Here is an 11548-nt window from a genome sequence, read left to right as displayed (position 1 = left end):
CAGCGGTCGCGGCGTGCCCTCGCCGGGGTGGGTCAGACGCGGGCGTTGCCGCCGGGGGCCGGCGTCTTCCCGGCTTCGCACGTACGGGCGCCGCATCGCGCGGACCAAGGCGATCCCCGGACATGTCGGCTGTGCGAACATATCCGAAATTTCGGTTATGTCGGCTCGTACGTGCTCGCCGACGGTGCTGGCCGGCTTCGCGTCAGGTGCAGGCGCTCGCCGGCAGGCCCTGCACCGGCACCGGTGAGCGGCCCGGGGCCTTCGCCTTGCCGACCAGGACGTCGGCGAGGGCCAGCATCGACGCGTGCGACGACGAGTAGGTCGCGACCAGGGTCCCCTTCGCCGAGCGCAGCACGTACGGGGTGTCCACCGCCACCGTCACCGCCGCCGACGACGACAGGTCGGAGGTGCCCTTGCCGTACCCGAGCAGCCGGACCTCCGAGCCGCCCTGCTTCACCACCGTCGCGCCCGCCGCGGTCAGCGCCGCCTCCAGCCAGCCGCGGGCCGTCTCGCTGCCGGCGCTGGTGACCCGGACCGGTCCGGTGACGAGCGCGCCCGTACAGGGGCCGCGCAGGACCGTGACGGCCGCGGCGGCGCTCGCCCGGGCGGCCGCCTTGCCGGCGTCGCCGTCGACGACGGAGGCCTCGGGGCGCGGCACCGCGGCGAGGCGGAACTTGAGCGTCAGGATGCGGGTCGCGGCCTCGGTGAGGCGCTGCTTCGTGATCCGGCCGGAGCGCACCGCGTCGAGGAGTCCCTTGTACGCCTCGGTCAGCTTCGGCGGCATCAGCAGGATGTCGTTGCCGGCCAGAACGGCCCGCACCGCGGCCTCGCCCGGCCCCCACTGCTCCGCGGGCTCCATGTTCAGCGCGTCGGTCACCACGACCCCGGTGTAGCCGAGCCTGGTCCGCAGGAGGTCGACGAGCACCTTGCTGGAGAACGACGCCGGTACACCGGGATCCACCGCCTTGACGTCGAGGTGTCCCGACATGACGAGCCCGACGCCGGCCTGCGACGCGGCCACGAAGGGCGGCAGGTCACCGGACTCCAGCGCCCCGATGTTCTGGCTGAGGAGGGGCAGGCTGCTGTGGCTGTCCACGGTGGTGTGGCCGTGCCCCGGGAAGTGCTTCACGGTCGCGGCGACACCCGCCGCCTGCAGCCCCCTGACCGCGGCGGCCACCTGGTCGGCGACGAGCTTCGGGTCGCTGCCGAACGACCTGGACCCGATCACTCCGCCCGGCTGCGCGCCGAGGACGTCGGCGTCGGGGGCGAAGTCGAGGTTGATCCCGATGGCGGCGAGCTCGGCGCCCGCGGCCTTCCACGCGGCCTCCGTCAGCGCCGGGTCGCCGCCCGCGCCGAGGGCGAGCGCGCTGGGCAGCTGCACCATGCCGTCACGGATGCGGGTGACCTGGCCGTACTCCTGGTCGGTGCCGATGAGCAGCGGGATCCTCGCGGGCAGGCCGAGCGCGGCGGCCTGCAGTCCGGCGGTGAGCTTCGCGACCTGTGCCGGCGACTCGACGTTGGTGGTCTTGTTGGTGCCGGCGGTCGGGTCGTCGGCGCTGCTGGACACCAGGATGATCCCGCCGAGGTGGTACTTCCTGACGATCTCCGCCGGGGTCGCGGCGCCCGCGTACGCCTTGTTGGCCGACACCGAGCCGGAGGACACCTTGTCGGCGGTGTTGCCGTACGCGTACGGCATCAGCAGCTGCCCGACCAGCTCCTCGTCGGACAGCTTGGCGACCAGGTCCGCGGCCTGCTTCGCCGGGTCACCGCCGGGCTTCACCGCCGAGTCCTGCGACGCGGCGGACGGCGCCGGCGAGCCGGGTTTCCCGTCGGAGCACCCGCTCACGAGGACGGCGACCGCCGTCATGGGCACGAGCAGGCGGGACATGGATTCCAGACGCGGCACCTTGCCACTCAACCATGCACGTGCAACTCACGCTGTCTTCATCTTCACCCGACGCGGGTTATTCACAAGCTCACCTGGGCCGATCAGCCGACCCGGGTGAGCAGCGTCATGGGGACGCCGTCGGCCGCGTGGCGGTAGGGCTCGAGCTCCGCGTCCCACGGGCCGCCGAGCGCCTTCTCCATGGCGTGGGCGAGCGTCTCGTACCCCCGCGACGTCGCGATCAGGCTGCGGAGGCGGTCCTCGGACAGGACGATGTCGCCGTTGGCGCTCGTGGAGCCGTGGAACAGCCCGCGGCCCGGCACGTGCATGAACCGCTCGCCGTCGACGCCGTTGCTCGGCTCCTCCGTCACCTCGAAACGGATCATGGGCCACTGCCGCAGGGCAGCCGCCAGCTCGCCCCCGGTGCCGGGCACGCCGGACCAAGAGCACTGCGCCCGGCGAGCCGACGGCTCGACAGGCTGCGGCGTCCACTCGAGTCTGACCGGCGCTCCGAGGACGCGTGCGATCGCCCACTCGACGTGCGATGACACGGCGAGCGGTGACGAGTGAACATATATGACGCCACGCGTGGGCACGTACAACCTCCCGGAGACCGAGGTGCGTCTTCCCCTACGACCTCGAACCCGGCACGGCCTGCCCGGTAGCTATGTGCTTGTGGGACTCATGATGACGATGATGCGGGCGGTGCGCCAGCGAATCGGCAACTCGGGTCCTACGAAATGTCCAACGTGTGGAGCCTCCACCAGGTAACTCACTTTTTTGGGCCGGACCAGCAGGGTGTTACAGTTTTGCTGTCTCGCCTGGGGCAGCAGTCTGCGATCTTCACGGTCGCGAGGCCGGCGGCCCTTCGGAGCCTTATGTAGTACAGCACCAACTTTCCGTAGTTACAGCCTCGACAAGGAGTTCCCGCCGTGGCGACCAACACCTCAAAGACCGCGCGGGCTTCAGTCCGCGCCGGCCAGGGCGCCGCCGGCGCCCTGAGCGTGCTGGGTGAGTTCAAGTACCTCATCCCGCTCAACGGCGGCAAGCACGTCTACGTGCGCAACCTGACCAACGGCAAGACCAACCGCCTGGCGACCTCATCCGACGCGTTCATCGAGGAGATCCGCGTGCTGGCCGGCGCCGGCCACGCGACCAAGGTGCGCACCGAGCTGCAGGCCCTCAACGTCGCCCACCCCGGCCACGGCTGGGACGCGACGGAGCAGCGCCTGGTCGACGCCGGCGTGTTCGAAGCCGCCTGAACGCTCCCCCATCACAGCACTTCCTCAAGGCCGCCGCCCGGTTCCCGGGCGGCGGCCTTGTCACTCCCGAAATACTCCCGGAGTTCGCCGGAGTAGTTCGACGTACTTCCGGGTAACAATGGTTCATGGGTACCGTCGTCTCATCCTCCACCGTGAGGCTCCCGGACGGCGCCCGCCTGCACAGCGTGCTGCACACGCCTGAGCGCGCTCCGGCGCCGCGCGGTGCGGCACGGACCCCGGTCACGGTGGTCCTCCTGCACGGCTGGACGCTCGACAACCGGCTCTGGCGGCGGCAGATCGCCGACCTCCCCGCCCGCCTCGCCACCCTCACGACGAGACCCGTCCAGCTGCTCACCTTCGACCTGCGCGGCCACGGCCGCTCCTCCGCGACCAGGGGCACCGACGCGACCCTCGAACAGCTCGGCGACGACCTGGCCGAGGTCGTGACCCGGCTGGTGCCGGACGGCCCTGTCGTCCTCGTCGGCCACTCCCTCGGCGGCATGGCGATCATGGAGTACGCCCAACGCCACGCCAAGGCCTTCGCCGCCCGCGTCGTCGGCGTGGTCCTCATCTCGACGTCCGCGGAGGGCTCGTCCCGCACCAGCTACGGCCTGAGCCCGCGCCTCGCCCGCGTCATGCGGATCCTCGAGATCCAGGGCGCCTGCCTGCTCGCCCGCTCCGGCGCCTGGCGCCCCCACCGGCGCCTGATGCCCCTGCTGGCCCCCGGCGTCCGCTGGCTCGTCTTCGGCGACCGCGTCGACACGTCGTGGGTGGCCCTGACCGCCTCGATGGTCGGCAACGCCCCCCTGTGCGCGATCGGCGGCTTCCGCCCCTCGGTCGACCTCCACCACCGCGTGGAGACCCTGGCCGCGATGCGCGGCCTACCGGTCTCCGTCCTCGTCGGCACCCTGGACCGGCTGACACCCCCCGCCTGCGCCGCGACGATCGCGGACGAGCTCCCCGACGCCGAGCTCATCACCTGCCACGACGCCGGCCACATGCTGCCCATCGAACGCCCCGACACCGTCACCGACGCCATCGCCGAGGTGATCCGCCGCGCCGCGGACACCGGCCGCATGGCCCGCCACCGCCCCCGTCCCGCCCCCTCGGCGCGCACGGCCGCCAAGGCCGCGCCCACCGCGACCCCAGCGCCCGCGACCGCCGTCACCGAGCCGGTCGGTGGGGTGGGGTGACGGTGACGCCGTCCAGGGTCTGCACGAAGGAAGGGCCCAGCGCGGTCGCCGGGGTGTGCGTGCCCGGAGGAATTCCGCCGGCGAGGACCGCCTGCACGGCGCGCAGCGACGCGTCGGCGGTCAGCGCGTAGGCGTTGGGGCCGGTCAGGGTCGCGGTGAGGGTGGCGCCGGAGGCGTCCGTCACCTCGCCCCAGACCTCGCAGCCGGTCTCCGCGCGGCGGGTCTCGGAGGGGCCGCCGGCGGGGATCAGGGCCCTGGCGGCCGCGCGCAGCGCACCGATCCGGAGCAGGCGCACGAGCGGCGACGCGGCGTTGCGGGGCAGCCGCATGTACACGGTGATGTCGGGCACGCCGGTCGAGTGGTAGGCGGTCACGAGGTCGCCCCAGCGGGTGGCGCCGACGGTGCGCGGGCCTGACGGGAAGGGGACGGTGCGGGAGGGGGTGCCGAACGGGGTATCGACGAGGCGGCCGTCCACCCGGCGGCGGGCGCCGGACGCGGCCTCGGCGAGGCTGGTGCGGGCGGTGCCGCGGCTGAGGCCGCCCGGGGCGTCGAAGGCGAGCTCCAGCCGCACGGCGCCCGGCATGGCGGCGGCGAGCATCGCGGCGAGGCAGTCGGTGGGGACGACGTCGAAGCCGGCGCCGGTGAGCAGGACGACGCCGGCGGTCACGGCGCGGGGCGACTGGGCGAGCATCCAGTCGAAGACGTCGAGCTCACCGGTGATGTCGAGGTAGTGCACGCCGGCGGCGAGGCAGGCCTCGACGAGGGGGCGGGCGGTGGCGGCGAACGGGCCGGCGCAGTTGACGACCGCGCTGACGCCGGACAGGTCGGGTGCGGTGAGCGGGAACGACCGGTGCGGCAGGCCGAGCGGGTCCGCGAGGGCGGCCACGGCGGCGGAGCGGCCGGCGAGCACCGGGCGCTCGCCGCGGGCGGCCGCGAGCCGGGCGAGCAGTGACCCGCTGTAACCGTTCGCGCCATACACCATCCACGTCACGGTCGCCACGGTATGAGAAGGTGGAGGACGCCGCAAAGGTGCTGCCACAGCGAACGCACAGCACGAAGGCACGACAATGGCCAGCGGGGCAACCGCGGGGAGGCGACTGTGCATCACATCGAGACGTGGATGGCGACCCTGTCGCCGATCTGGGTCTACCTGCTGGTCGGCAGCGTGATCGGGATCGAGAGCATGGGGATCCCGGTGCCGGGCGAGATCACACTCGTCACGGCGTCGTTGCTGTCCGTAACGACGAAGATCGACCCGTGGATGGTGGCCGCGTCGGCGTCGGCCGGGGCGATCGTCGGCGACTCGATCGGCTACTTCATCGGCCGGCGGGGCGGGCGGCACCTGCTCGAGCGGGTCGGCCGGCGGTTCCCGAAGCATTTCGGGCCCACGCACCTGGCGAAGGCCGAGCGGGCGTTCCAGCGGTGGGGCGTGTGGGCGGTGTTCTTCGGCCGGTTCATCGCGCTGCTGCGCATCCTCGCCGGCCCGCTCGCCGGGGCGCTGCGGGTGCCGTATGGCAAGTTCCTCATCGCCAATGCGCTCGGCGGTCTGACCTGGGCGTTCGGCACGGTGTTCGCGATCTACTCGCTGGGCCGGGTGGCGGAGAAGTGGCTGAAGGACTTCTCCTGGGTCGCCCTCGCGGTCGCGCTCGTCGCCGGTCTCGCCACGACGTGGTATCTGCGCCGCAAGGCGGCGGCGGAGGCCCGGGCACTGCGCGAGGAAGCGGAGCAAACACCGGCGCCCACGCCGTGAAGTAGGCTCTTAGGGTTGTTTTCAACCCGGTGCATAGGGGTGGGGCGTTGAACGACGCGGTTCGCGAGTCGGAGATCGCCGCCGAGCAGGCTTACCTCGACCGGGTCTACACCCGCCTCGACCAGCTGCGGATCACTGCCGCCGAGGTCGAGCGCGAGGGCTACAGCCTCGCCAGGGTCGGCAACTTCGGCGCGCTGGTGGAGCGCGACGCGATGGTCTATCACGCCGCGAAGCGCCGCCGGGCCCTGGAGAGCGAGCACGACGGTCTCGTCTTCGGCCGCCTGGATCTCGGCCCCGACGGCCGGTCCGGCGACGGCAAGGACGCCGCGTCCGCGGACCCGGTCGTGCCCGGCGGTGAGGTGCGTTACATCGGCCGGCTGGGGCTGCGCGACGAGACGTACGAGTCGCTGGTGGTCGACTGGCGGGCGCCCGCGGCGGCGCCGTTCTACCGGGCCACCCCCGCCGACCGGATGGGGGTCGTGCGGCGGCGCAGCATCCGCAGCAGCAACGAGAAGGTCGTCAGCATCGAGGACGACCTGCTGGACCCGGAGGCCGCGCCGAGCGACATGGCGGTGATCGGCGACGGGGCGCTGCTGGCGAACCTGTCCCGCGCGACGGGCACCGGCATGAAGGACATCGTCGCGACGATCCAGCGGGAGCAGGACGACGCGATCCGCTCCCCCAGCCTGGGCGTGACGATCGTCCGCGGCGGGCCGGGCACCGGCAAGACGGCGGTCGCCCTGCACCGCGCCGCGTACCTGTTGTATGCGGACCGTAACCGGTACGAGTCGGGCGGGGTGCTCGTCGTCGGCCCGTCGGACGTGTTCGTCGGATACGTGTCGCGGGTGCTGCCGTCGCTCGGTGAGGACACCGCGTCGCTGCGGTCGCTGGGGCAGCTGCTGGAGGGGGTCCAGGGGACCCGGCACGAGCCGCCGGAGGTGGCCGCGATCAAGGGCTCGCTGCGCATGCAGCGGGTGCTGAGCCGCGCCGCCCGCGGCCCGGTGCCCGGCTCGCCCGAGCGGATCCGGCTGCTGTACCGCGGAGAGCTGCTGGTCCTGGAGCGTCCGGCGCTCGACGAGCTGCGTCGCACGGTGCTGAACCTGGGGGTCCGCCGCAACGCCGCGCGGGCGAAGGCGGCCGGGCACGTGCTCGACGCGCTGTGGCGGCAGAGCGTGGAGCTGCTTCCGTCGGGCCGGCAGCAGAAGCGGGAGGAGTTCGCGCCGGACATCGCGGAGCGGCCCGAGTTCGTAAGTTTCATGCGGGGCTGGTGGCCGGTGCTGCGGCCGGCGGAGGTGCTCGGCTGGCTCACGGACCGTCACCGGTTGTCGCGGTGGGCGAACGGGGTGCTGAGCAACCGCGAGATCGCGGTCCTCGCCGGGTCGATCCGGCCGGACGACCCGTCGGTGGAGGACGTGGCGCTGCTGGACGAGCTGCAGGAGCTGCTCGGCGACCCGCCGGTGCGCAAGCGGGTGGCGCGGGACCCGTTCCACGTCGCGGAGGGGGTCCGGGAGGTCACCACGTACGCGGACCGGATGGCGGCGGCGCGGGCGCAGGCGGTGGAGCGTCCGGCGGACTACCGCGACTACGCGCACATCATCGTCGACGAGTCGCAGGACGTGTCGCCGATGCAGTGGCGGATGATCGGCCGGCGCGGGCCGAACGCGACGTGGACGATCGTCGGCGACCCGGCGCAGGCGGCGTGGGACGACGCCGCGGAGGCGGAGCGCGCGATGGAGGGCGCGATCGGCACCCGGCGGCGGTCGGCGTTCACGCTGACCACCAACTACCGCAACTCGGCGGAGATCTTCGAGGTCGCCGCGCGGGTCATCCGGAAGGTCCAGCCGGACATCGAGCTGCCCACGGCGGTGCGGTCCTCCTCGACGAAGCCGGTCCTGACGACGGTGACCGCGCCGGAGCTGGAGGCGGCGACGCGGGCGGCCGCGCAGACGCTGCTGGAGCAGGTGGAGGGCACGGTCGGGGTGATCACGCCGACGGCCCGCCGGGACGAGATCGCGAAGTGGGTCGACGGGCTCAGCGAGGACGGGCGGCTGCAGACCGTGGGCGCGCTGGACTCGAAGGGCATGGAGTACGACGCGGTCCTGGTGGTCGAGCCGGCGCAGATCAGGGACGAGGCGAAGACCGGGTTCAGGACGCTCTACGTGGCGTTGTCCCGGGCCACCCAACGTTTGACCACGGTAGGAACCACACCCTTCTGAACACCGTTCGCACAGTTCTCTGTTCGAGTTTGTTGACTTCTGGTCGGCTAGGTTCGAAGCTGTAGCGCATGCGAGCGCACCTTGCCGCCCTTCGAAGGGGTGTCCACCCGGCCGTCAGTTTCGGCCGGGTCACCGGGGTGCACACCGTCCCTGGCGACGTAACGTCTGCGTTGGAATCTGCGATGGGATTTGCCATCCGCGCAGCCGCGCCAGCCGCTGCGCCTGCGAAGGGAACGGCGTGATGCTCGCACAGCAACGTCAAACGGCCATTCTGGATCTGGTGCGCCGGCACGGTGGCGTTCGGGTGAGCCAGTTGGTGCGCCAGTTCGGCGTCTCCGACATGACCATCCGTCGCGACCTCGAGGCCCTGGCCGACCGCGGCCTGGTCGACAAGGTGCACGGCGGTGCCACCGTCGCCGGCCCCGGATCCACCGAGGAGCCCGGCTTCGACGCCAAGTCGGTGCGTCAGCGCAACGAGAAGGCCGCGATCGTCGAGCGGGCCGCCAAGCTCATCGAACCGCACACGGCGGTGGCGCTGTCCGCCGGCACCACCACGGCGGCCCTCGCCGCGCACCTGGTCGACGTCCCGGGACTGACCATCGTCACCAACTCGATCCCGGTCGCCGACACCCTGTACCACGCCGGCAGGCCCGACCAGACGGTCGTGCTCACCGGCGGCATCCGCACCCCGTCCGACGCCCTCGCCGGCCCGGTCGCGGAGGCGGCGATCGGCTCCCTCAACGTCGACGTGCTGTTCCTCGGTGTGCACGGCATGAGCCCGCGCACCGGTTTCACCACGCCGAACCTCATGGAGGCCGGCACCAACCGCCTGATGGTCTCCGCCGCCCGCAGGCTGGTCGTGCTCGCCGATCACACCAAGTGGGAGATGGTCGGCATCGCCACCATCACCCCGCTCGACGAGGCGGACATCCTCATCACCGACGTCGGGCTTCCCGCCGAGGCACGGGTGCAGCTCGCTGAGCGCGTCGGTGAACTCATCGTGGTCGATCCGAACGGTTAGCCACCCCAACTGGAGAACGAGTGAAGCGCACGGTCACCCACCTCGCCGACGGTCGGGAACTCATCTACTTCGACGAGCGCGACGACGCGTCCCGGGACGCCGTCGACCTGCGGGAGCTGCCACCCCCGCCCGCCGCGTCAGAGATGCGTCACGACCCCATCCTCGATGAGTGGGTGGCCATCGCCGCGCACCGGCAGTCCAGGACGTTCCATCCGCCGTCGGACGAGTGCCCGCTGTGCCCGTCGTCGCCGGCGTGGCAGAGCGAGATCCCCGCGAGCGAGTACGACGTGGTCGTGTTCGAGAACCGGTTCCCGTCGTTCAGCCACCGGGTCGGGCCCGAGCAGGGCGACGTCCTGCCGGGGCTGGTGCCGACGCGGCCGGGCGCGGGCCGGTGCGAGGTCGTGTGCTTCACCTCCGACCACAACGCGTCGTTCGCGTCGCTGTCGCAGGCCCGGGTCCGCACCGTGATGGAGGCGTGGGCGGACCGCACCGCCGACCTGTCGACCCGCGACGACGTGGAGCAGATCTTCTGTTTCGAGAACCGGGGCACCGAGATCGGCGTGACGCTGTCGCACCCGCACGGGCAGATCTACGCGTACCCGTTCGTCACGCCGCGCACCCGCCGGATGCTGGAGTCGGCGCGGGCCCACGACGGCAACCTGTTCGCCGACGTGCTGGCGGCAGAGCGCGCCGACGGGTCGCGGGTGGTCGCGCAGAACGCGCACTGGACGGCGTTCGTGCCGGCCGTCGCGCGCTGGCCGTTCGAGGTCCACCTGTACCCGCACCGGCAGGTCCCCGACATCCCGGCGCTGACCGCCGGTGAGCGCGACGCGTTCGCCCCCATCTACCTGGAGGTGCTGCGGCGCCTCGACGGCATGTTCGGGCTGCAGATGCCGTATATCTCGGCGTGGCACCAGGCGCCGGTCCGGGTCGACCGGCACCTGGCGTACCTGCACCTGCAGCTGTTCAGCACCCGCCGGGCGCCGGGCAAGCTCAAGCACCTCGCCGGGTCCGAGTCCGGCATGGGTGTGTTCGTCAACGACGTGCGGCCGGAGCAGGCCGCCGCGATGCTGCGGGAGGTCCAGCTGTGACGACAGCCGCGGAGCGCCTGGCGAAGACGGCCGGCGCCGGGGTCCTGTGGGCGAGCCCGGGACGGGTCAACCTCATCGGCGAGCACACCGACTACAACGACGGCTTCGTCCTGCCGTTCGCCCTCCCCCAGGCGACGGCGGTGAGCGGCGGCCGCCTCGCGGAGCGGCGCTGGGTGGTCTCGTCGGAGCAGACGGGCGAGACGGTGACGTTCGACCTCGACGGCGGCGGGAAGGTCGGCGGCTGGGCGTCCTACGTGGCGGCCGTCGTGTGGGTGCTGCGGGAGGCCGGGGTCGACGTGCCGGGCGCGAGCCTGACCATCGCCTCCGACGTGCCGTTCGGCGCGGGCCTGTCCTCCTCGGCCGCCCTGGAGTGCGCCGTCATGGCCGTCCTGGTGGACCTGGCCGGCGCGGACGTGCCGATGCGGGACCGGCCGCGGCTCGCGCAGCGCGCCGAGAACGAGTACGTGGGCGCCCCGACCGGCATCATGGACCAGGCCGCGTCGACGCTGTGCCACGAGGGCAACGCGCTGTTCCTGGACTGCCGGTCCCTGGCGACGGAGCAGGTGCCGTTCGACCTCGCCGGCGCTGGGCTGAAGATCCTCGTCGTGGACAGCAAGGCGCCGCACGCGCATGTCGACGGCGAGTACGCGGCCCGCCGCCGGGCCTGCGAGGAGGCCGCCGGGATCCTGGGCGTCGGCGCGCTGCGCGACGTCGACGTCGACGCGCTGCCCGACGCCCTCGCGAAGCTCGACGACGAGACCATGCGCCGCCGGGTCCGGCACGTGGTGACGGAGAACCAGCGGGTCCTGGACACGGTCGAGGTGCTGCGCGCCGGTGACCTGCGCGCGGCGGGGCCGCTGATGACGGCGTCGCACGAGTCGATGCGCGACGACTACGAGATCACGGTGCCGCAGGTCGACACCGCGGTGCGGGTGGCGCTCGAGCACGGCGCGCACGGCGCCCGGATGACCGGCGGCGGCTTCGGCGGCTGCGTGCTGGCCCTGGTCGACGAGGAGCACTGCGACACGGTGGAGGTGGCGGTGCGGGAGGCGTTCGCCGCGAACGGCTTCACGCCCCCCGACACCTTCGTGGTGACGCCCGGTCAGGGCACGTACCGGATCAGCGGGTGA

At 72.5% G+C, this 11548-nt stretch carries 10 protein-coding genes; 7 read left to right on the top strand and 3 right to left on the bottom strand.

Features of this window, described 5'->3' with window-relative positions; all coding sequences use genetic code 11:
* Positions 1–202: 202 nt before the first annotated feature.
* The gene (locus tag ACFY3L_RS10410) at positions 203–1888 is read right to left on the bottom strand and encodes a glycoside hydrolase family 3 protein (RefSeq protein ID WP_389322574.1); all 1686 of its coding nucleotides are present in this window, start codon (positions 1886–1888) and stop codon (positions 203–205) included.
* Between the two features lie 101 nt (positions 1889–1989).
* Positions 1990–2481, bottom strand: coding sequence for a DUF3145 domain-containing protein (locus ACFY3L_RS10405; RefSeq protein WP_389321291.1), 492 nt, complete (start codon positions 2479–2481; stop codon positions 1990–1992).
* A gap of 336 nt (positions 2482–2817) precedes the next feature.
* Here ACFY3L_RS10405 and ACFY3L_RS10400 point away from each other — a divergent pair, with 336 nt between their 5' ends.
* Positions 2818–3147, top strand: coding sequence for a hypothetical protein (locus tag ACFY3L_RS10400; RefSeq protein ID WP_389321289.1), 330 nt, complete (start codon positions 2818–2820; stop codon positions 3145–3147).
* Between the two features lie 152 nt (positions 3148–3299).
* Positions 3300–4340, top strand: coding sequence for an alpha/beta fold hydrolase (locus ACFY3L_RS10395; protein WP_389321287.1), 1041 nt, complete (start codon positions 3300–3302; stop codon positions 4338–4340).
* Here ACFY3L_RS10395 and ACFY3L_RS10390 read toward each other — a convergent pair.
* Positions 4312–5322: a saccharopine dehydrogenase family protein gene (locus tag ACFY3L_RS10390; protein WP_389322573.1), complete on the bottom strand. Its 1011-nt coding sequence runs from the start codon at positions 5320–5322 to the stop codon at positions 4312–4314. The two genes, ACFY3L_RS10395 and ACFY3L_RS10390, sit on opposite strands and share 29 nt — an antisense overlap.
* Positions 5323–5439: 117 nt before the next feature.
* On the opposite strand from ACFY3L_RS10390, the gene ACFY3L_RS10385 reads away from it, so the two are divergent.
* The 5 genes from ACFY3L_RS10385 (at position 5440) to galK (ending at position 11548) form a co-directional block, all read left to right on the top strand.
* Positions 5440–6090: a DedA family protein gene (locus ACFY3L_RS10385; protein WP_389321285.1), complete on the top strand. Its 651-nt coding sequence runs from the start codon at positions 5440–5442 to the stop codon at positions 6088–6090.
* Positions 6091–6137: 47 nt separating this feature from the next.
* Positions 6138–8306, top strand: a complete 2169-nt coding sequence (locus ACFY3L_RS10380) for a HelD family protein (RefSeq protein ID WP_389321283.1) — start codon at positions 6138–6140, stop codon at positions 8304–8306.
* Positions 8307–8547: 241 nt separating this feature from the next.
* Positions 8548–9327, top strand: a complete 780-nt coding sequence (locus tag ACFY3L_RS10375; protein WP_389321281.1) for a DeoR/GlpR family DNA-binding transcription regulator — start codon at positions 8548–8550, stop codon at positions 9325–9327.
* A gap of 20 nt (positions 9328–9347) precedes the next feature.
* Entirely contained in the window at positions 9348–10418 is a 1071-nt protein-coding gene (gene galT, locus ACFY3L_RS10370; RefSeq protein WP_389321279.1) for a galactose-1-phosphate uridylyltransferase, read from the top strand.
* The gene (gene galK / locus ACFY3L_RS10365; protein WP_389321277.1) at positions 10415–11548 is read left to right on the top strand and encodes a galactokinase; all 1134 of its coding nucleotides are present in this window, start codon (positions 10415–10417) and stop codon (positions 11546–11548) included. Before galT ends, galK begins: the two co-directional genes overlap by 4 nt.

Origin of the sequence: Dactylosporangium sp. NPDC000521, from assembly GCF_042898305.1 — a bacterium.
Taxonomy (GTDB): domain Bacteria; phylum Actinomycetota; class Actinomycetes; order Mycobacteriales; family Micromonosporaceae; genus Dactylosporangium.
The sequence above is the reverse complement of the archived record's forward strand: the minus strand, read 5'-3'. Positions and strand labels throughout refer to the sequence as shown.

Coding starts and splice junctions, on each gene's coding strand:
- ACFY3L_RS10390 (WP_389322573.1), bottom strand. CDS start 5,322: ATGGTGTATGGCGCGAACGGTTACAGCGGGTCACTGCTCGCCCGGCTC.
- ACFY3L_RS10375 (WP_389321281.1), top strand. CDS start 8,548: ATGCTCGCACAGCAACGTCAAACGGCCATTCTGGATCTGGTGCGCCGG.
- ACFY3L_RS10410 (WP_389322574.1), bottom strand. CDS start 1,888: ATGTCCCGCCTGCTCGTGCCCATGACGGCGGTCGCCGTCCTCGTGAGC.